The 20,173-nt window shown below is 52.2% G+C and carries 18 protein-coding genes, 1 tRNA gene and 2 pseudogenes; 10 read left to right on the forward strand and 11 right to left on the reverse strand.

What is annotated here, in order from left to right:
• Nucleotides 1-36 precede the first annotated feature (36 nt).
• The 5 genes from ACTHYN_RS10160 to ACTHYN_RS10180 form a co-directional block, all read right to left on the reverse strand.
• Nucleotides 37-1,623: a glucan biosynthesis protein gene (locus ACTHYN_RS10160; protein WP_441812338.1), complete on the reverse strand. Its 1,587-nt coding sequence runs from the start codon at nucleotides 1,621-1,623 to the stop codon at nucleotides 37-39.
• 79 nt (nucleotides 1,624-1,702) lie between these two features.
• Entirely contained in the window at nucleotides 1,703-3,814 is a 2,112-nt protein-coding gene (gene mdoH / locus ACTHYN_RS10165) for a glucans biosynthesis glucosyltransferase MdoH (RefSeq protein WP_441812339.1), read from the reverse strand.
• Complete coding sequence (locus tag ACTHYN_RS10170; RefSeq protein WP_441812340.1) at nucleotides 3,792-4,091, reverse strand: hypothetical protein; 300 nt, start codon at nucleotides 4,089-4,091, stop codon at nucleotides 3,792-3,794. The genes mdoH and ACTHYN_RS10170 overlap by 23 nt, the downstream gene beginning before the upstream one ends.
• A gap of 23 nt (nucleotides 4,092-4,114) precedes the next feature.
• Complete coding sequence (locus tag ACTHYN_RS10175; protein WP_441812341.1) at nucleotides 4,115-5,668, reverse strand: glucan biosynthesis protein G; 1,554 nt, start codon at nucleotides 5,666-5,668, stop codon at nucleotides 4,115-4,117.
• An 86-nt stretch (nucleotides 5,669-5,754) separates the two neighbouring features.
• Nucleotides 5,755-6,909 carry a ShlB/FhaC/HecB family hemolysin secretion/activation protein gene (locus ACTHYN_RS10180; protein ID WP_441812342.1) on the reverse strand — a complete coding sequence of 385 codons (1,155 nt, stop codon included), beginning with the start codon at nucleotides 6,907-6,909 and terminating at the stop codon, nucleotides 5,755-5,757.
• A 347-nt stretch (nucleotides 6,910-7,256) separates the two neighbouring features.
• On the opposite strand from ACTHYN_RS10180, the gene galU reads away from it, so the two are divergent.
• The 6 genes and pseudogenes from galU to ACTHYN_RS10210 form a co-directional block, all read left to right on the forward strand.
• Nucleotides 7,257-8,096: a UTP--glucose-1-phosphate uridylyltransferase GalU gene (gene galU, locus ACTHYN_RS10185; RefSeq protein ID WP_441812343.1), complete on the forward strand. Its 840-nt coding sequence runs from the start codon at nucleotides 7,257-7,259 to the stop codon at nucleotides 8,094-8,096.
• A 189-nt stretch (nucleotides 8,097-8,285) separates the two neighbouring features.
• Nucleotides 8,286-9,359 (forward strand): hypothetical protein, encoded by a 1,074-nt coding sequence (locus ACTHYN_RS10190; protein ID WP_441812344.1) that lies wholly within the window; start codon nucleotides 8,286-8,288, stop codon nucleotides 9,357-9,359.
• 39 nt (nucleotides 9,360-9,398) lie between these two features.
• Nucleotides 9,399-10,487 carry a hypothetical protein gene (locus ACTHYN_RS10195; RefSeq protein WP_441812345.1) on the forward strand — a complete coding sequence of 363 codons (1,089 nt, stop codon included), beginning with the start codon at nucleotides 9,399-9,401 and terminating at the stop codon, nucleotides 10,485-10,487.
• Between the two features lie 123 nt (nucleotides 10,488-10,610).
• Complete coding sequence (locus ACTHYN_RS10200) at nucleotides 10,611-11,561, forward strand: DMT family transporter (RefSeq protein ID WP_441812346.1); 951 nt, start codon at nucleotides 10,611-10,613, stop codon at nucleotides 11,559-11,561.
• 54 nt (nucleotides 11,562-11,615) lie between these two features.
• A tRNA-Val gene (locus tag ACTHYN_RS10205) sits at nucleotides 11,616-11,692 on the forward strand.
• Nucleotides 11,693-12,006: 314 nt separating this feature from the next.
• Nucleotides 12,007-12,988, forward strand: a pseudogene (locus ACTHYN_RS10210) (IS3 family transposase); the annotation flags it as partial.
• 261 nt (nucleotides 12,989-13,249) lie between these two features.
• On the opposite strand, the gene ACTHYN_RS10215 reads toward ACTHYN_RS10210, so the two are convergent.
• Nucleotides 13,250-13,435 carry a hypothetical protein gene (locus ACTHYN_RS10215; RefSeq protein WP_441812362.1) on the reverse strand — a complete coding sequence of 62 codons (186 nt, stop codon included), beginning with the start codon at nucleotides 13,433-13,435 and terminating at the stop codon, nucleotides 13,250-13,252.
• Here ACTHYN_RS10215 and tnpA point away from each other — a divergent pair.
• The gene (gene tnpA / locus ACTHYN_RS10220) at nucleotides 13,358-13,528 is read left to right on the forward strand and encodes an IS66 family insertion sequence element accessory protein TnpA (protein ID WP_441812347.1); all 171 of its coding nucleotides are present in this window, start codon (nucleotides 13,358-13,360) and stop codon (nucleotides 13,526-13,528) included. The two genes, ACTHYN_RS10215 and tnpA, sit on opposite strands and share 78 nt — an antisense overlap.
• A 428-nt stretch (nucleotides 13,529-13,956) precedes the next feature.
• On the opposite strand, the gene ACTHYN_RS10225 is transcribed toward tnpA, so the two are convergent.
• Both ACTHYN_RS10225 and ACTHYN_RS10230 read right to left on the reverse strand, forming a co-directional pair.
• Nucleotides 13,957-14,550: a hypothetical protein gene (locus tag ACTHYN_RS10225; protein ID WP_441812348.1), complete on the reverse strand. Its 594-nt coding sequence runs from the start codon at nucleotides 14,548-14,550 to the stop codon at nucleotides 13,957-13,959.
• Nucleotides 14,551-14,687: 137 nt separating this feature from the next.
• Nucleotides 14,688-15,754, reverse strand: a pseudogene (locus ACTHYN_RS10230) (IS3 family transposase).
• Nucleotides 15,755-15,962: 208 nt separating this feature from the next.
• Here ACTHYN_RS10230 and ACTHYN_RS10235 point away from each other — a divergent pair.
• The gene (locus ACTHYN_RS10235) at nucleotides 15,963-16,469 is read left to right on the forward strand and encodes a diguanylate cyclase domain-containing protein (RefSeq protein WP_441812349.1); all 507 of its coding nucleotides are present in this window, start codon (nucleotides 15,963-15,965) and stop codon (nucleotides 16,467-16,469) included.
• 197 nt (nucleotides 16,470-16,666) lie between these two features.
• Entirely contained in the window at nucleotides 16,667-17,110 is a 444-nt protein-coding gene (locus ACTHYN_RS10240; protein WP_441812350.1) for a c-type cytochrome, read from the forward strand.
• Between the two features lie 26 nt (nucleotides 17,111-17,136).
• Here ACTHYN_RS10240 and ACTHYN_RS10245 read toward each other — a convergent pair whose 3' ends face one another.
• Nucleotides 17,137-17,820, reverse strand: a complete 684-nt coding sequence (locus tag ACTHYN_RS10245; RefSeq protein WP_441812351.1) for a cytochrome b/b6 domain-containing protein — start codon at nucleotides 17,818-17,820, stop codon at nucleotides 17,137-17,139.
• A 120-nt stretch (nucleotides 17,821-17,940) separates the two neighbouring features.
• Between ACTHYN_RS10245 and ACTHYN_RS10250 the strand changes: the two genes are divergently transcribed.
• The gene (locus ACTHYN_RS10250) at nucleotides 17,941-18,336 is read left to right on the forward strand and encodes a glutaredoxin family protein (RefSeq protein WP_441812352.1); all 396 of its coding nucleotides are present in this window, start codon (nucleotides 17,941-17,943) and stop codon (nucleotides 18,334-18,336) included.
• Between the two features lie 72 nt (nucleotides 18,337-18,408).
• Here the strand turns inward: ACTHYN_RS10250 and ACTHYN_RS10255 are convergent, their stop codons facing one another.
• Both ACTHYN_RS10255 and ACTHYN_RS10260 read right to left on the reverse strand, forming a co-directional pair.
• Nucleotides 18,409-19,416, reverse strand: a complete 1,008-nt coding sequence (locus ACTHYN_RS10255) for an NAD-dependent epimerase (RefSeq protein WP_441812353.1) — start codon at nucleotides 19,414-19,416, stop codon at nucleotides 18,409-18,411.
• 27 nt (nucleotides 19,417-19,443) lie between these two features.
• Nucleotides 19,444-20,169 (reverse strand): TIGR04219 family outer membrane beta-barrel protein, encoded by a 726-nt coding sequence (locus ACTHYN_RS10260; RefSeq protein ID WP_441812354.1) that lies wholly within the window; start codon nucleotides 20,167-20,169, stop codon nucleotides 19,444-19,446.
• Between the last annotated feature and the right edge of the window lie 4 nt (nucleotides 20,170-20,173).

Genomic DNA, 20,173 nt, shown 5'->3' on the forward strand with positions numbered 1-20,173 from the left:
ACAATCCAGGGAGAAGAGAAACGAATAAAACGCCGGTTAGTAGAGTTTTCGCTCAGAGGGCGGTGGTGGCGTGTACTGATACACCCAGGTTTCCGTGAGTGGCTCATCACCCAGGCGCAGATACATACGAATATTGATCGGCTCTTCAGAGTCTCCGGGAACCAGATCAAACATCGCCCGATAGCCGTTAATTGCAGACAAAGGTCGCGCAGAGGTTATTTCCACTTCGCCTCGGCTAACGCTGATGTCAGCCTTCAGCTCGGCGTCTTCTCCCAGCATTTCAAGCATGCCACCGGAGAAATCTACTGCAAAACGCCAGGAGAAATATTCCCGCTTCTGGCCGACCACACCCCCCAGCCCCGTTCGGGTTGCCTGTACGGTCGCAAGTTCTTGCGGATTGACCGGCGCATGTTCGCCCCAGTGCAAACGATAGGCGAACAAATACTCCTGCTCCGGTTTCAGCGGTTTGTCCGGGTGCCAGAACGCAACAATGTTGTCGAAGGTTTCATCCACTGTGGGAATTTCTACCAGATCAATGCTGCCTCTGCCCCACTCGCCTTTCGGCTGCACCCATACGCTCGGGCGGCGCTCATAAAACACGCCATCGTCCTGATAGTGATCAAAATTCCGGTCGCGCTGCAACAGGCCAAACCCCTGGGGGTTATCGTCGATAAAGCTGTTAAACCGCAAGTGCGCCGGGTTTTCCAGCGGTCGCCAAAGCCATTCGCCACTACCGGAAAGCATGGCCAAACCGTCGGAATCGTGAATTTCCGGACGCCAGTCGTAATCCATGCGCCGGTCATTCTCACCAACCTGATACATGCTGGTGAGTGGAGCTATACCGGCTCTCTTCATTTCCCGGCGAGGGTAAAGGGCAACATCTACATCCATCACCATGTTGCGGCCCGGGTCCAGCACAAAGGCATAGGCACCGGTGGTACTGGGTGAATCGAGCAAAGCCCACACCCGTATCACCTGGCTGTCAGGCTTGGGTTTTTCCAGCCAAAAGGCGCTAAACCGCGGAAACTCCTCTTCGCCATTTACCGCAGTATCAATGGCAAGTCCGCGGGCAGACATGCCGTACTGCATATCCGAACCCACAGCGCGGAAGTAGCTGGCACCCAGGAAAGCGGCCAGATCCAGGGAGAAGTTGGTTTGATAATGAAGGCGAAAGCCCGCATAGCCGAGATCGCCAGGTAGATCACCTAATGGCTGTTCACCTTCGTAATCGAAAAATTCGGGGTTATAGCGGAGCTCCGTTGCTTTGCCATCAATCACCTCATGAATGGTTACAGGGGACTGAAAATATAAGCCCAGGTGAAAGAGTTGCGCCTGGAATGCGGAATCACTATCAGCCCAGAGTGCGTGATCTTTGCGGAACCTTATGGCCTGGTAATCGTCCCAGGACAGCTGCTTGAGAGTCTGCGGCAATTCGCCCTCGTGTGACACATATTCATTGGCCGCCAGCTTCTGCGCGTGCCCTTTCAGCCATGCGTAGCTGAAAGGGCTGTCGCTGCTATCGCTGCTTATCTCGGATTCGCGGGCCCTAGCGAAAGGCGCCAGCGGCAGCGCACTGGCACCCAGCCCGGCGATGAAGGTTTTCATAAGCGTCCGTCGATCCATAGCCTCTGTTCTCCTCTGCCCTTTTCCTCAGTTTTGAAACCGGTCGATTCAATGTCTCAGCCAAATCAATTCAAATGTTTTAAACGTGAGCGCTCAGTCGAGCTATGGAGCGGCCCCAGAAGCTGTCAGGTGGCGCACGCCAGGCGCCTTCGTGCAGCGCCTTCAAGGATTGCCGGTCTCTGACTATCTGGCTCATTTGGGCACGGGAAAGCACTTCCGGCCCTTTTTCAAGACATTGAGCCACACAGCTTTCCAACTCAGCCGTACGTGAACCACGGCGATGATCCCAAGCCAAAGCCTGATGCAGACGATTGTGATCAAGCCTTAAAACCGCCTCTTCTAACGGTGTAAGGCTCGGGTTCACCAGTTCGTGAGACCGGTACCTGACGGCCCCCTCAAGCAGAGGCATTGCCTCACGCTCCTCGGGTATAAGAAGAAGGCCGCGTTTTTTTAGTGCTTGCCCAAGCGAGTTCCGGCTGAGATACACTGCGGTTGGCGCCGCCAGTATCAACGGCAAGGCAACGGGCAGCGACCAGAGAAAGAACATGGGGTCCAGGCTCCAGGCAAATGCAGACCAGCCCCCACCCAGAATCATCCCGGGCAACTGGAAAATAAAGGCTTCTTTCCAGCCGGTTTCCTCCGTTCGGTTTTGCCCCGCCCATTGCAGCGACACGTTTAACAATGCCGACACCACATACCGGCTGTGCGCCCACATACGCAAGGGCGCCAGCAATACTGAAATCACAATTTCCAACAGCACACTGCAAAACAAACGGAACACCCCGCCAAATTCCTTTGTGAACCTGTGGATGATCGCATCAAGAATGGCCAGAAATTTCGGGAAAAACAGCAACGCCAAGGTACTTAACGCAAGGCTTAGTGCCCATTCCGGGCGCCATTCAGGCCACAAAGGGAAAAGACCCTGATGTCCATCGGGAAAGTATTCAATGGGCGCCAACGTCATATTGGCTGCCGCGATGGTGGTCAGAATCAGAAAGCCAAGCCATAGTGGCGAGGCCATATAAGCCATTATTCCATTGAGAAAAGCCATGCGATGGGCGAAGCGCAACCCTGGCTCCCTAAACATAACCCAGAGGTGCTGAAGGTTGCCTTTAGCCCAACGACTGTCTCGGGCAAGTTCATCGGCCAAGGTCGGTGGCGACTCTTCATAGCTGCCGCCCAGCCCCGGCTCTAGCCACACTTCATAGCCGGCACGCCCCATGTAGGCGGCCTCAACAAAGTCGTGGCTCATAATAGGGCCGCCGAAGATTCCGATGCCCGGCAGTTTACGCAGGCCGCAATGCTTCATGAATGGCTCAATGCGAAGAATAGCATTATGGCCCCAGAATGCGGCATCTCCCATCTGTATGGCTGCCAGGCCATTGGCAAATAAAGTGGAATAAAAGCGGTTAGCAAACTGCTGAATCCGTGCGAACAGCGACTGCCCGTTGATGATATTCGGGTTGGTTTGCAGGATTCCTACCTTGGGCTCGCGTTGCATGAGGCGCACCATGCGGACAATGGTGCTGCCGGTCATCAGGCTGTCTGCATCCAGCACCACCATATATTTGCAACGCTTACCCCAACGACGGAGAAAATCGGCAATGTTGCCGCTTTTATAATTGAGGTTCACTGGCCGCCGACGGTAGAAAATCCTGCCCTCACCGCCCAACTGTTTCGCCAGCCTGTTCCAGGCAACCTGCTCCTCCAGCCAGACATCAGGGTCCCGGCTGTCGGATAGTATGTAGAACTCGAAGTGTTCGATCTGCCCCGTGCGCTCAATATCCCGATATACCGCTTTAAGCCCGCTAAGTGTCCAGTGCACAGGTTCGTGATAGATGGGCAGCAATACCGCTGTCTTCGCCAATGGCGTGCCCAGTAGTTGCGCCTTCGTGTGACGTTTTAATATGGAGTGCTTGTCACCCCCCATCAGCCTGAGCACAAATCCAAACACGGCGGTCCAGAACCCGATGGCTATCCAGATGTAAAGAATGGCAAAGAGCACCAGCATGCCCAGTTCCAGCCAGGTTCCACCATGGTATGGCAGCACCCAAAGCAGAAAATAAGACGCCACACCGGTTTGTCCAAGTACAAACAGTGCCAACACAATCCGCCTCAGATTGGCTACCATTCGCCAGCGATGCTTCAAGGGGCGATCCATTGCGGCATTATCCACGGCTGTGGTACCCAATACTGCCCCGGTATAATGGCGGTGCTGCGGTAGGAATGACCACCTCGGGAACAGCGAAGTATTCCGGCAAGCGATCCATGGCGCTCTTTAACAGGCGATGCCCAGTCAACCGACGACGGTCAGTAGCAGTGTAACTGGCACTTTCGTCGATTTCGGCCATCACTTCGTCGATTAACTGAAGCATCTGCCGGCAACGTTCACTGCTCATTTCCACACCGGCTTCGCATAAATAGCTATACACACGGGTGAATACATGCTGGAAAGAAATATCGTCCATGCTCGTCTCACTGCCTGTTCAATCTACTTTGAATTTCCACGCAGGCCCGTTTTAGGCCCAAGTAAGTAAGTCCAGGTTTCGGTAACGGGTTTGTTATCCTTGTTAAGAAAGCCTCGCAGAGTGAGTGGCAGACCCTCGGAAGCCTTAGCGAGAATTGACAGCCGCCATACATCGCCAGCTTCAATGTACTCAACAAAGTGCTCAATCACCTCAACTCCATCGCCACCACTCACCTGGCTTACAACCGCTGCGCCCGGGGGCAGCCCTGAAAGTTCACCGCCCTTGAAATCAACAATCAACCGCAGAGCGTCACCGGAACCGTCATTCTCTCTGCCGTTACCAATAAACGTGTGCACCGCCGCACCATTAGGCTGCCCGGTAATATCCGGCTCGCCGAAAGCCACAGAGTATTCAAAACGTCGATTTTCACCGGCTTTCACCGGCTGGTTCGGCTTGAAGAAGGCCACGATATTATCATTGGCCTCAGAACCGGAAGGAATTTCAACGAGCACAACCTCACCCTCTCCCCAGCTTTGATTGTGTTCACCGGCAGGTGTAACCCACATACTTGGCCGGCGGTCGTAGCGAGCCTCGCCATCCTGAAAATCGTCAAATTTACGATCACGCTGAATCAGGCCAAAGCCCTCAAGATCCTGCACATGATGATAGCTCAACTGTAGCTCGGTCGGGTTGACAAGTGGTCGCCAGAGCCATTCACCGGTTTTACTGTCGTTAATCAGTAAACCGTCAGAATCGTGTACCTGCGGGCGCCACTCTCCCCGTGGGCGCAACGTGTTATCCCCAAAATAAAACATGGATGTGAGTGGCGCCTGACCCAACTGCTTGATGTCATCCCGGAAAAACAGCTGAGCCGTCACATCCATTGTCGTGCTCTTACCCGGGCGAATTTCAAAGCGATACGCGCCCGTGAGGCTGCGGCCATCCAACAGACCATAAACCACCATAACGTCGCTATCTGCGCCTGGTTGCTCCATCCAGAACTCGGTGAAGGCGGGGAACTGCTCTCCCGACGGCAGGCCAGTATCTACCGCTATTCCCCGGCCAGAAAGCCCGTAGGTATTGCTTGCACCCACGCCCCGAAAGTAACTTGCACCGCCAAACACCAGGAACTGATTTTGCTCCCCTTTGCCGGATAAAGGATAGGTTAACTTAAGCCCGGCGTAACCAAGGTCGGCAGGAATTCGTTTCTCCAATTCAGAGTTGGGATAATCAAACAGGGTTTTATCAAACCCGACCGGATGCACCCCCTCGCTATCGACCACGTTGAGTTGAACAACCTGGGAGTAAAAGCTGCCCTGGGGAATCATCATCACCTGAAACCGTGACTTGCCAGACCGCCAAAGACTTTCATCGGGCCTGAAACGAATAGACTGATAATCCGAATAGCTGAGATTTTTAAGGAAATCAGGCGCCTGTGCAGGCTTCTGGTATGCTTCACTGGCCAGGGATTTAGCTTTTTGAGCGACATCATCAAAGCCGAACGCCTGAGCGTGACCGGCCACCGCCGTCAAAATAATAAAAGAACAACAAATCGCGGGCAGCCGAAACCCAATCATAACGAAACTCCTTTTAAGCTAATTTATACATGAGACACCGACAACAGGGCACGCCTCAAGTGACATATTAGTAAGGGAGCTTGTAATCAGATACCAATTGTAATCGAAAAGGAAAGATCTGGGTGGGTGGGCATAAGGAGAGCCGTGTTGGTTGTATCGAGCATTTGCCCCACGCTCATATCGGCCCGAAAATCTCTGGAGTAGAGCTGAAAGGAAATCTCACCGGTACTGGTACTGCCAAAGCGATCAGATTGAGCTGATGTGTATGGCGCCCAGCCCTGGAGCAGTGAAAACGTAATAGATGAATTGAGCTCGGACGCAAACGGCCAATGATAGCCAGGGCTGCGCGCATTCATCTTTAGCCAGCCACCTTCGGCCACGCGCACGGACTGACCATTAAACCCTCTCATCAAGCCAGACCCGGCGATGGAGAGGTGTTCTGACGATGGCAAATCATTCGGGGCAATCTGGTACCTCCCGTTCAACCCCAGGTTCCAGCTCAGCACTTCTCGACTTAACGATGCGGCGACGGCCAGCTTATGAAAGCTGTCCACATCGCTACTGTGGCCAGATACATTGAAAACCTCCTCCGAATCCAGCCCGCCAACGGCGGATAGCGACGTGCTGACATAGAAACCACCCAGCAGCTCCCGCGAGGCCGTGCCCTCGAGACCGAAACTTGAAAGCCGGTGAGTAGTATCTTCAATCCATACGGTGTCTTCAAACGCGCTTTTCGTGCCGCTGGTATGAGAAAACACGCTGTCGACTTCAATACCCCGCCACGCCCAAAGAGCGCGATTGCCGGTTATTCTAAGGTTACGACGCTCGCCACGGGTGTTATAACGCTCCCCTGAACTATTTACGGCACCGGCATAGTCACGATTTTCAAGATCAATCCGGATATCGCTGCCTGCCAGGGGAAAAGAGTACCGAAGGGCAAGGGTGGTCGATTCTGCACTGCCTTCGCGGGCCGCAGAGTCACTGAACTTAAGACCCAGCACATGATGATTCCAGATCAGATTATTGCTGGTTAAATTAATTCGGCCATTTGCTTTGTCATTGGTTTGGCTGGAGTCACCAGAAAATTTGGTGTGGGAGGCCACATACCGGGTAACCGATTGCAGAAGATCTGCAGGATACAGATCCCTCAAATAAGATTCAGCCGAAGAGCGCCCGCTATTCGCCGACGCCTGGCCGGCAACCATGCCAACAATCAAAGCTGCGAACAGGATGGGTCTCAAAAAAAGCCTCATTGAAGTGAATAACAGGGAATTACAGTGGCTAAAACACTTGCGGGGGGATTTTAAGCAAACACCGCCTTGGAATCTAGGGGCAATTGCCAAAAGTTACAATTTTAACGTTCTTAAAAAACAGTAGGTTAACGCGACATTTAAATCTAAAACATTAAATCAGACGAGAGTCCTGGCGCAATGGGGCAAACTAAACAATCGATTACAAAACGGAATGAATCCTGCCTATCCTCTCCCCCCATACAAATAACTTGGTAGACTCCACAGAATTCAATGGACACTGCCGGCCTCACGTCACACCTGTCCGGCTATAAATCTCAACCCAAAGGATGTACACGATGATTAAAAAATGCCTATTTCCCGTTGCTGGTTACGGCACTCGCTTCTTGCCAGCCACAAAAGCAATGCCGAAAGAGATTCTGCCCGTGGTTAACAAGCCCCTCGTGCAATACGGCGTAGAAGAAGCCGCTGAGGCCGGCATTCATGAATTCGGTTTCGTAACCGGGCGCGGTAAGCGGGCTATTGAAGATCATTTTGATATGAGTTACGAACTTGAGCATCAGATTGCAGGAACAGGCAAAGAGGGCCTGCTAACCTCCATTCGTGATTTGATCGATCACAACACCTTCGCGTTTACCAGACAGGTTGAGATGAAGGGTCTTGGTCATGCTATTTTGAGCGGCCGCAACCTGATTGGCGACAGCCCGTTTGCCGTGGTACTTGCAGATGACTTCTGTGTTGGCCCAGGCGGAGACGAAGACGGCGTAATGGCCCAGATGGTCAAGCTTTATAATCAATTCCGCTGCTCCATCGTTGCCATTGAAGAAGTGCCTGCGGATGAAACGCACAAATACGGCGTTATTGCCGGTGAGTCTATGAAAGAAGGCTTGTACCGCATCACCGACATGGTGGAAAAGCCCGCGCCGGAAGACGCGCCAAGTAACCTGGCAATCATTGGCCGCTATATTCTCACGCCTGATATTTTCGATATTCTTGAGCGCACACCAGCGGGCAAAAATGGTGAGGTTCAAATTACAGATGCACTGCTCGAACAAGCCCAGAACGGCTGCGTGCTCGCGTACCAGTTCAAGGGCCAGCGTTTTGATTGCGGCAGTATCGACGGATTTGTGGAAGCTACCAACTACGTATACGAGAACATCTACAAAAAACAAAATTAAAGAATGTCCCAGGGCGCCTGAACCCAGTCGCCCTGGATCTACACCCCGACCAGATCATTTCTCACACGATTGTGAACCCAATCACACCCCTTGCCTCGGCAGATTAATTTTTGGACTATATTACTGCCACTAATGACTAATTAGTCGCCAGTTTGTCAAACAATACAATAATAGAAAAAGGACAGGCGAATGCCCTTTAAGGCGCTCGTAATTGTTACAGTTGCTGCCTCTACTGTGCTGGGCGCCGGCTTTCTGTTGTCAGAAGACAACCGCTTCAGCTTTGGTTGGGATAAAGGCCCGAGTTGGAGCGAAGACCAGAGACAAGCCGGAATTCCCGATTCCATTCCAGAAAGTGTCAAGGCTTCAGCCGGCGGGCCACAAAAACTCCCTTCAGATAATCCGGTTGGTTTTATGTTGGCCAAGGTGGCCGAACACTATGCCCAAACCACCCGCTACCCTCCATGGTCCGTGCCATTAAATGAGGCTCAGGCAGATGGGTATCGTGGCAATCACTATGAGCCGGTTACCCTGCCCCTGGAAAATGGAGGCCAGTTTACCGTTACGCTTGAGAAGTTCCGATTCACACAGGGCGAGAACATTCTGATAATAGCCTCTCTACAGGGACCGCAGGTGGTCGGGGATTCGCTTTACGCAACTCTTGAACGAACCGGCTCAAGAGACTCTGCTGGCAGTACAACCTTGGTGCCGGATGGCCACACAGGCTACTATCAGGGCAGCTTGAACACCGACGAGGAACCGGGAGAGTATCGGCTTCTCGTAGAAGCCTCTGTTGACGGCAAGCCTTTGCGCCATGTTTCCAGCCTCTCTATCGAACCCTACCTGGGGGATTTCGACGGCATTGAAGACAGCTACCTGAGCAACAACAATCTGGTTATTCCTGTCAGCTTCGCCCCCAACGAACCGGGCTTCTATGGACTGTCTGCCCAACTTTATAATGGCCAGCAACCGGTTGCGCAGCTTCAGGCTGAAACGCGCCTGGACAGCACCTCCGACACCATTTCACTGAAAGCTCACGGCACTGTATTGGCCAACCTCTCCATTAATGGCAAATTCCACCTGCGCAACCTGCAGCTACGGCAACTCCCCGCCCGGCCGGGAGACCGGACCCATTATGCGTTCGGCCCGGATGAGGGTTACGCCTTTGAGCCTCCGGATCTTGAAGATCTCGATGATACTCCGGCGGCGAATCCCGAATCGGAACAAAGAGCAGCTATGCTGAAACAGCTGGCTGACAAGTTCTGATGCACCCTAACAAGAATCACAAGAAACGACGGAGCAACCATGACAACAAAAAAGATACGAAGCGCCGGCAATCTTGCGCTGGCGACAGTGCTCACCAGCGGGCTAATGGCTGGGTCTGCCCATGCACAGCTCGCCGGACACAACGTTATATTGGTCCATGGTTTTCAGATGGAGGATCTGGCATCGCCTCCTGCGAACCTTCAAGCCATCAGGGACGCTGGCGCGGATTACTGGCAGACATTCTGGTTATCCCGCTCGGAAGCTCGTATTGACTGGCCAAGCGATGGCCGCGTAGAAGGCACCATTGCACAGCGGGCCTACGAGCAAATCCGTGAAATCAGCCAGCAGGGCCTGTGTAAGGATTACTGCATTATTGTTTCGCACTCTACCGGCGATCTGATTACCCGTTACCTGATCGAGAACCAGGCTCGCTGGCTACAGAGCGAAGGCCTGCCTCCACTGAAAATCCTCGCATCCGTAGACTACTCTGGTGCCGGTGGTGGCACCGAGCTGGCCAACCTGGCCATGAACCTTGCCTACAACCCCACCTGGTACAACTGGGGCTTACGCGCTGCGGTTCGAGCTTTCACGGGTATAGAGCCCGCCCCCGACAAACTGGGGGTGGTGAATGATTTGCAAACCAACGCGGCCAGAAACCTGGCTTTGAGCCCAAACGGCATTCCAAGGCTTCGCTTCGTGGCGGGTGGCTCATCGTATGGAGGCATCACCAAACCATTTATTTCTGGTAAGGATGACGGCGTGGTGCCCACTCATTCCGCCTGTGGCGCCACTTCTGCGCAAGGTATCGATTCGTGCTCTGGCATTTTGAGCATGAGCGGAAAGGTGATCAGCCAGAACGGCCCAGCTGGCCTGTACTATAACCACTACCCTGTATTGATGAATGAGGGCGCTAGTCACAGCGGCGTGCTGGGCTCGGAAACCGGAAACATCTCGGTGCCGGTAGTAAACAACACAACCCTGAACGGCCTGCAGATCGACTTTGCCAGCCGAAGCTACAACCAGCGGCCCTGGTGGAAGCTATGGGGTGCCGGAGACGAGTATATTGAGGTACCTGGATCTGCCCGGACCGACATGTCTACGCTTGTGTACACCACGTTTAATAACTAACGCAACCCGGTCATGGTGATGACCTTTACTGGCTCATGGACGGGCCACCTTTCTTTTTTAATTCGCTAACTATACATTGTTAGGCTATTGTTGTTTTCCTACCTTTGGTAAAGCTCCTGGCCCATGTCTGACGCTCGCAAATCCGACCTTCTTCTTATCACAGTCACCCTGCTTGCAGCTATAAGCTGGATCTTTTCCAAAGAGGCCGTGTTACTGATGCCTCCCCTATTGTTCATGGCCTTGCGATTTTTAATCGCGGGCGCTTTTTTAGCCACGTTTGCGTGGCAACCGCTGGCGCGTTTGAGTGGAGATCAGGTCAAGCGTGGTGTAGGTGTTGGAATAGTATTCGGCATTGCCATGAGCTTTTGGGTCATGGGCCTGTTTCATATCACAAGCATGGGCGAAGGTGCCTTTATTACCAGTCTTGGCGTGGTAATTGTTCCGGTTATCGCCCGTATCGTTTTTAAAGAAGTTCAGCCAGCCAGTACCTGGCTTGCCATACCGGTGGCCGTAGCCGGGTTAGCCTTGCTCTCCCTTCGTAATGGTTTTCAGCCCGAGGCTGGCCAGATATTTTTTGCCATAGCAGCAACCATCTTCGCTCTGTTTTTCACTCTGAACACCCGTGCTGCCAATCAGCGTACGGTGGTTAATCGCCAGGGTGAAACAATTGAAAAACACCGAATTCCTGCTCTGCCTCTAACAACTCTGGCACTGCTTACCGTCGGCCTGGTTACACTGGCCGAATCGCTGGTCCTGGAACCCTGGCAGCCAACCTTTGGTAGCCCCCCACCGTTGCTAGTCTGGTGGGTGCTTGCCAGCGCCATCGTAGGCACGGCTGGGCGCTTCCTGGTGCAAACCTATGCCCAAAGTTTGTCCAGCCACAGCCACGGCGCCGTGATTCTGGTACTTGAGCCGGTTTGGGTCTCTTTGTTTGCAGCCGGATGGTTTGGCGAAACTATGACTTCCATGCAACTGGCAGGATGCGGGCTTATTTTCGCTGCATTGATCGTTAACCGCTGGGGCACGCTAAGCAAAGTTATTAAAGCCTCTCTGAGAAAGCAGGAAACCGGATAAAAGAGGTTGACCAAAAACACAGGAGTCAGTATATTTCGCTCCGTTGCAGAACGCAGGACCATAGCTCAGTTGGTTAGAGCGCTACCTTGACATGGTAGAGGTCCCCAGTTCGAATCTGGGTGGTCCTACCACTTCTGCAAAGAAAGTCAGTTACTTGCGTCCTCCGCGAGAACTGGCTTTTTTGTTTCTCAATATCCATCCCTATACAGTGCCGGAATATACTCAAAGGCATACTCCTTCACGCCAAAACCTGTACCCCAAAAAACAGGCCATTTAGCGGCATCACGATCTTTTCTGATCTGAATTAAAGCGCACCTGGCAGGCAAGAAAACACAAACACTGCCCCTACCCCTCAGTGCTTTTCTGAGCCGACCCCATAGCCCATAAATGCCCCTCTAATAAATACTATCATTTGATTAATGATTGATTACATTGCCTGAGCAACACCAGCTTCTACAAATGGCGTGCAAAATTCGGCGGCATGGATACCTCTATGATCAAGCGCATGAAAGAGCTGGAGGACGAGAACCGGCGGCTGAAGAAGATGTATGCCGAAGAACGGCTCAAGTCTGAGTTACGCAAGGAAGCTCTTGAGGGAAAGTGGTAAAGCCATCTCTCCGCCGCGAGATGGCGCACAAAGCCGTTGCCGCTGCTCGTTGTAGCATTCGCCAAGCCTGCGAGGTCTTCAGTGTCAGTGAGTCCTGCTATCGCTACCGGGCTAAGCTCAGCAGTGAAAATGCCGAGATCGCGGATCTGTTGGTGCGCTTAACCCATAACCAGAGAAACTGGGGCTTTGGCCTGTGTTTTCTGTACCTGCGCAACGTGAAGGGTTACCCCTGGAACCACAAACGCGTTTACCGGATCTACCGGGAACTGGAGCTGAACCTACGCATCAAGCCTCGTAAGCGGCTGGTACGTCAAAAACCTGAGCCATTGGGGTGCTCACGACGATCAACACCAGCTGGTCCATGGACTTCATGCACGACCAGTTAGAGGATGGCCGAAGTTACCAGCTGTTCAATGTGATTGATGATTACAACCGGGAAGGTCTTGGGATTGGGGTAGATCTGTCGTTACCGGCCCAGCGAGTGATTCGTACGCTGGATCAGATCATTGAATGGCGCGGCAAGCCCGCAGCCATTCGCTGTGACAATGGTCCAGAATATATCAGCGCCACCTTGGCCGCCTGGGCTAAGAGGCACGATATTACACTGGTCTTTATCCAGCCCGGCAACCCACAGCAGAATGCGTATATCGAGCGTTACAACCGCACCGTACGTTATGACTGGCTGGCTCAATACCTGTTCCACTCGATTGAAGAGGCTCAGGAATATGCAACGCAATGGCTATGGACCTACAATAATGAACGGCCCAACATGGCCCTCGGAGGCATTACACCACAACAGAAATTAGCCATGGTGGCCTGAACTCTACTTTTGACACCCTCCTAAAATGGGGGGGGGGATTACCTTTAGCTTCGGCCCTGACTGTTCAATAGTTGATCAACCCCTCTTGTTTGGACAAACTGCCCCCCGTTCTCCCCTTTGCGTCGGGCCGGGGGAGCCCGAGCATCTACCCCGAAACCGGACAACGAACCAGATCCGTGAGTTCGTCTTTGTAGGGATAGGCGTCACTTATTAGCACCCGAACCGTAAGCGCCAAAGAGTCAGCACCTACACCCCATCTCTTTAATCGCACACACTGACATACTTATCCATTTTACGAGGATTCAGTATGAGCCCTATTGAAAAAAGCATTTTTGGCAGCAACAGGTTGATGATTGCAAAGCTTCCGGATTGTCCGGCAACGCCTTTTGTAAACAGCAGTCCTTGATTTATCGCCAGTTCGTTTATTGGCGCCTGAAGATTATCCAAAACAAGTGCCGGCAGCCACCGTATAATCCATCGGTGTTCGGCGACAATTTGGATGACCGATTAGCGACAACTATCTTGGTCGGTTGGGCGTAACAATCGGCACCTTGTTTTCCACTGCGGAGTACATTGGCCAACGCTTCACATACAACAGCACTCAATCGCTTACCCAACAGCGTTATCGAGTAACCGAACGTGCATCATGTGCGGGTTTTTCGCCCCGATATACATACGAGTCCACATAAAGGACAGATTCTAAGATAAGCTCTATCTCTATGCCGGACATCATCTATCCAGTAAGCAGGTTCCCGGTGGATCTATCTCAGGGATAGTTGTGCCTTCCCCGTTTTGATGTCAATTTTCAATTTCGACACCTCAACGATGGCTTGCTTGTACTGGTCTTTTGGCACCTGCCTGACACACCACATGGATGAGTCTTTTCTCTTGGTGCCTACAACGACGGTCTTCAACCAATGCCGCTCAGGGTGGATTGGAGTCAGCTCCTGCAGGCAAACACCGGAGGGTCAGTTCTTCCAATACCGCAATAGCTTCTGATGCTGCACATAGGTCTCCCTCTTTAACCACAGCCCAACAAGTCCTGTCAGCAGCAGCGGCGCAGTTGGTCCTGTAGGTACTTCCTGAGCGGAGCCATCGAAGAAGGACACCTTCACGCTTTCATTAACATGGCCACTAGTACCTATGCCACAGAGCCCAAAGCGCGAAGAACAGGGAAGCAATTCATGAAATGTGAAGGACACAGAATAAATATAGACCTGATCAAGCAAAGGCCCCTCGATTGGCTTCCTATCTTCGCCCGGAAAGTCAGGCCGTCTAGCAGAAAACAGTGTCTGCAAGCCAAAGTCCATGATTCCATCCCAATATCCGGTGCCGTCATAAGTGGCAAAAAAGGTGTCATTTTCCAGTGTGTAAATGACTGTCGGCACCTCGATTCCATACCTGAAACCTTCCGTCAGATCGCCTGTAAAAGGAACAGAAAATGTTTCTGGATCGGCGTTAATATCGAAAGTAATTGATTCTGGAAAAGTTATGACGCTGGCTTGCGCAGATATTGATACAGCGGTAATTCCTACCAAAGCAATTGTCTGAAATGCTCTCATGGCTTTTTTCCCTATGCGTTTTGAGACTTCTTCAACTAGCAAGTAACGAAATGTTATTGGATGTATCACCGCCCGTAAAGCAGCATCTACACCCCAGTGTAATCCCCCCATTTTTAACCGTCTTGTTGAGTAGAGGGTTAAGCTGCCTTCAGCAGCCTTGATGGAGGTATTACTCCGATGGCCGTATTTGGACGGCTCGTTATTGTATTGCCACAGCCATTGTGTAGCTAATAGCTGGGCATGGGGAACGCTGTTAAACTGATGCAAGTCCAGCCATTCGTGCCGCGCGGTTCGATTGAAGCGCTCAATATAGGCATTTTGAGTGGGCTTGCCCGGCTGAATGTAGATCAGCGTAATCCGGTTCCTGTTGGCCCAGTCAACCAGTGACTGCGAGATATATTCTGGACCATTGTCACAGCGAATGGCTGCGGGCTTGCCGCGCCATTCAATGATCTGATCCAGCGTACGAATCACTCGCTGGGCCGGTAACGACAGATCTACCCCAATCCCAAGACCTTCCCGGTTGTAATCATCAATCACATTGAACAGCTGGTAACTTCGGCCATCCTCTAACTGGTCGTGCATGAAGTCCATGGACCAGACCTGATTTGGCGCTGTAGGAACGTCCAACTCGCCCGGATGATCCCTCTGGATTCTTCGCCTGGGCTTGATCCTCAGGTTCAGCTCAAGCGTTCGATAAATTCGGTATACCCTTTTGTGGTTCCAGGCATAGCCTTTCACGTTGCGCAGATAAAGGAAGCACAGGCCAAAGCCCCAGCGCTTGTGGGCCTGTGTGAGACATAACAGCCAATCAGCAACCAGAGCGTTTTCACCGTCCAGCTTCGATTGATAGCGGTAGCAGGTCTGGCTAATGCCGTACACTACACACGCCAATCGAATGCTAATTCCGTGTTTGATCACGCCCTCTCTGGCCATCTCCCGGCGCTGAGATGGCCTTACAACTTTCCCTCAAGAGCTTCCTGACGTAGCTCGGCTTTGAGTCGCTCTTCTGCATATATTTTCTTGGGGCGCGCATTCTCCGCCTCCAGCTCCTTCAGGCGCTTCATCATCGAAGCATCCATGCCACCAAACTTCGAACGGCACTGACGTTGTGCTCACGGGCGAGTTCAGCCAACGGAACTCCGGCTTCGTACTGCTTCAGCATTGCCATGCCCTGGCTGTCAGTAAATCGAGACTTTTTCATCTATCGCTCCTTCTGCGATCATTGTAAAAGTCTCTACTCAAAACCTGGATTATTTTCTGGGGGGATTACATCAGCGCTGGCCCAGAAAAACGTTGGTATGAATATGCCTATTCACCTGTGATTGATGCTGGTGGTTCAGTTGAAGCCATCGCCGGCGTAGCACGGGATACCATCGCGAGACGGCATTTTGAGGCTGAAATCCTGCGCCATGCTAATTTACGACCTCTTGACCGACTTACCTAACAGGCGACTGTTCCGAGACAGGCTAGAACAGCAAATCAGGCATTCCGAGCGGACGGGCGCGTTTTTCGCATTGCTCTTCATCGATCTTGACAACCTCAAGGCGGTCAATGACCTGCAGGGACATGAAGCCGGCGATCAGGTTTTAATAAAGGCGGCCGAACGCATTGTTGCCACCGTGCGAAGCGAAGACACGGTTGCCTGGCTAAGTGGCGATGAGTTCACGGTGATTTTATTGGACATAACTGACATTGAACAAATACAGCTGCTTGCTCAAAATATTATCAATGAACTGGAGAAATCCTATGATATTGGCGAAAATGCGCCAAGTGTCTCGGCCAGCATTGGTGTCGCACGCTACCCTCAGGACGGTAATAACCCTCGTATACTTCTCCGCCATGCCGATCAGGCTATGTACCACGCAAAAAGCAATGGGCGGAATCAGGCTCATTTTTTACGCTCCAACCCTTTTTAATCTTCAGCAGCAGGAATCGAACCGGCGGCCAGGTTCGTGGTGCCCCACGCGAGACCACACGACATTTACCTAAACTTTACGCTATGACGATATAACCCGGATAATTTCTATGAAATCATTAGTCTGATAACATCACATTTGTTCATTTGTTCATTTGTTCAATGAGAGAGATAAGCATGCGTAAATCAGGATTTTTTATGGCTTTAGCTTTGAGCGCGGCGGTAGCGACTCCCGCTGTAGCCCAGATGGATGTGGAAGATCAGATTAATACTCGCCAGAGTACCTTTACGTTTGCTGGCTGGAATATGGGCAAGATCAAGGCCCAGGCAGTCGATGGCGATGTTGCCTACAATCAGGAGCAAATGCAGGCTGCCGCTAACGCCATTGCTGCTGTCGCAAACTCTGGGTTGGGTGCGTTGTTTGGTCCGGGCACCGCCATGGACAAGAACGACAATACCAAGCTTAAGCCGGAATTTTTCGACAAGCCAGAAAAAGCTCGTGAAGTGGCCATTGGCTTTGCCAAGGAGGCCAACAAATTGCAGGAAGTAGCCAGCAACGGAGACAAAGCCGCACTGGCCGCTCAGTTCAGCGAAGTTGGTAAGTCCTGCAAGGCCTGCCACGACGAATTCCGCGCCGAGTAAGACCTGCTACTCTGCCCCTTTGCTGCTCACCACCCAAGATCGGGTGGTGGCGGTGGAGGTGGCGGCAGAATGCCGCCGTTCGCCAGCCAAACTGCACACCCCGCCACTGCTAGCGCAATCCCCAATGCAATCCATCCTCCGCCCTTGGGTTCTCTGGCCAGTTGGTTGCTCACCGTCTTTCGTCCCGTAATCATTGGCGTGATCAGGCTCTCTTTTTTCACCAGGGCGTAGAAAAGAACCGACGCAATATGCAAGCCAATCAGCCCGTAAACAAACCACTCTGTTAACTTATGCCAAGAGGTAATGGTGTCGTTCCAGCTGGATGAAACGGCACGGTAAAGCGGCCCGTTAAACGCAATAGCATCCGTGGCGAATAGACCGGTAATGGCCTGGAAACCCAGCAAAGCCAGCATGGCAATAACGGATAGAGCGCCCAACGGGTTGTGCCCCAAGCCCTGCCACTCGCCTTTCAGGTAACTCATTACAGAGTTTGGGCCAGGCACAAATTTATGGAAGCGGGCATGGGTAGATCCCACAACCCCCCACACTAACCGAAAACTGAGTAAGCCAACGACCGTAAGCCCGAAGCGTTCATGCCAAAGCATCCAGGTGCCGCCAAGGTTTACGCTGACGATCGAGCCGGTAATGGCAATCACCAGTAACCAATGAAACAACCGTGTGGGCAGATCCCACAGGGAAATCGACCTCATTTATAGGGTCCTCATAAAAAGTTTACTTACTACCCATTGCGGCAGAATACCCGAACGTCCCCTGTTTTGCTTTATACTAAACCCTCGTTTTAATGCACCAACACTAAGAAGGTCTGATTAATGCGACTGGTTATTCGTTATTTTTTCCGGACGTTACGTCTTATTCTGACACCCTTTGTTTTATTGAGCGAAAAGCTTGGCGGCGGCAAACCCATGCAACGTAGCGCCGAAGAACAGCAAAAAGTGGATACTGCCTGTGAGCATCTTGCCTTGTACCAGTTTAAAACCTGCCCATTCTGCGTAAAAGTCAGGAAGCAGATAGCACGGCTTAACCTGAATATTGAAAAACGCGATGCCCAACATAATCAAACGCATCGTGCGGATCTGGAGCAAGGCGGCGGGAACATAAAAGTGCCCTGCATGCGAATTAAAAATGACGATGGCACCGAGCAATGGATGTACGAATCTGGCGACATTAATGCCTGGCTGGAACAACAGTTCGGTCAACCTGGCTGAACAAATTAGCGGTTCGTAACGAACGACGCCCCTCTTTGAAGGGGCGTTTTATTGATGGACAGGCGTGCCCAGTCAGACTTGATAGAATTCGCGGTACCAATCCACGAAGTTGGCTATGCCCTCCTCAACGGAGGTTTTAGGCTTATACCCCACGTCGTTGATCAAGCTGTCGACGTTTGCGTAGGTAGCCGGTACATCGCCCGGCTGCATGGGCAGGAGGTTCTTCTGCGCTTTTTTACCCGCTCGCTCTTCAATAATTTCAATGAAGCGGGATAGCTCAACGGGGTTGTTGCTGCCGATGTTGTAAATGCGATACGGGGCTTTGCTGGTGCTGGGGTCGGGAGCTTCGCCGCTCCATTCGCTATTGGGTGCAGCAACCTGGTCCAGCGTGCGGACAACGCCTTCGACAATATCATCAATATACGTAAAGTCCCGCTTGTGATTGCCATGGTTGAACACGTCAATCGGCTCTCCGGCCAGAATCTTTTTGGTAAAGATAAATAGCGCCATGTCGGGACGCCCCCAGGGCCCATACACCGTAAAGAACCGCAGACCCGTGGTGGGCAAACCATACAAATGACTGTAGGTGTGGGCCATCAGCTCATTGGCTTTTTTAGATGCCGCATACAAACTCAGTGGGTGGTCCACGTTATCTTGCACGGAGAACGGCATCGCCTCGTTGGCGCCATATACGGAACTACTGGAGGCGTATACCAGGTGCTTCACACTGTTGTGGCGGCACCCTTCCAGTATGTTCATGAAGCCAACAATGTTGGCATCCACATAGGCATTAGGGTTTTCCAGCGAGTATCGCACACCTGCCTGGGCGGCAAGGTGTACGACACGCTCAGGGCGATGTTCCTCGAAAATATCTGCCATCGCCGAACGGTCGGCAACGTCCTGGCGAACTTCCGTGAAACGGCTATTGCCAGTAAGTCGTGCCAGTCGGGCTTCCTTAAGGCTTACATCGTAATAGTCGTTAACATTGTCAACGCCAATTACCTCGTCTCCCCGTTCGAGCAACCGTTGTGCCAGCTGCGAACCGATAAACCCGGCGGTACCCGTTACCAGAATCTTCAAGTTTTTCGCTCCTTTTGGTAGCTCTCGTTAAAAAACAATGCCCGCACTAACGAATGGCCCGTCGATTTTCACGTCAAACGCGTCATTGCCATCCTCGTAATCAACAGCCAGCTGCCGATAACCGGCGCGTAACTGCAACACGGAGATTTTGTACTGACCATACAGATTGAAATCACGCATGGAATCGCCGTCAAACGAAATGTATTTACCTTCAGCACCGACGGCTACGCCCGTAAACGGCAGGTCGAAACGGGCAGCTACATAGCCTAGCGGTAGTACGCCATCAGCTTTGGTTGTACTCGTTTTCTTACCTGCCTGTGCAACTTCCAGCTCGCCGGAAAAATCCCGAACGGTCAAGCCCAGATCAAGATTTACCCAGTTATCCAGTATTTCGTAATAGAGGGTTAGGTCCAATTGCTCAAGATCCAAATCAGAGCTCACAGGTCCGGTTGACAGACCGTCATATGAGCTCCCGAGTGACCCATTACCACTTTGCTGAACCAGTGTATAATCCAGACGAACATTAGGCAGCAGTGGAACCGGGTGCTCCAGGTAAACGTTAGCGTTTACATTGCTGTCGCGCTTCAATCGTAGCTCGTCTTCTACGTTCACACTCTCGCTGTCATGGGCAATGTTACCCGACAGGTCAGAGTGCCAATAGCTCAGGTTAGCGCCAACACCAAGAATGTCGGCCTGGGCCAAAGGAGCCGCCAGAATCAAAGAGCTGCCTACCGCAAGTGTCAGTTTACGCATAATG

Source organism: Marinobacter sp., from assembly GCF_052091845.1.
Classification (GTDB): Bacteria; Pseudomonadota; Gammaproteobacteria; order Pseudomonadales; family Oleiphilaceae; genus Marinobacter.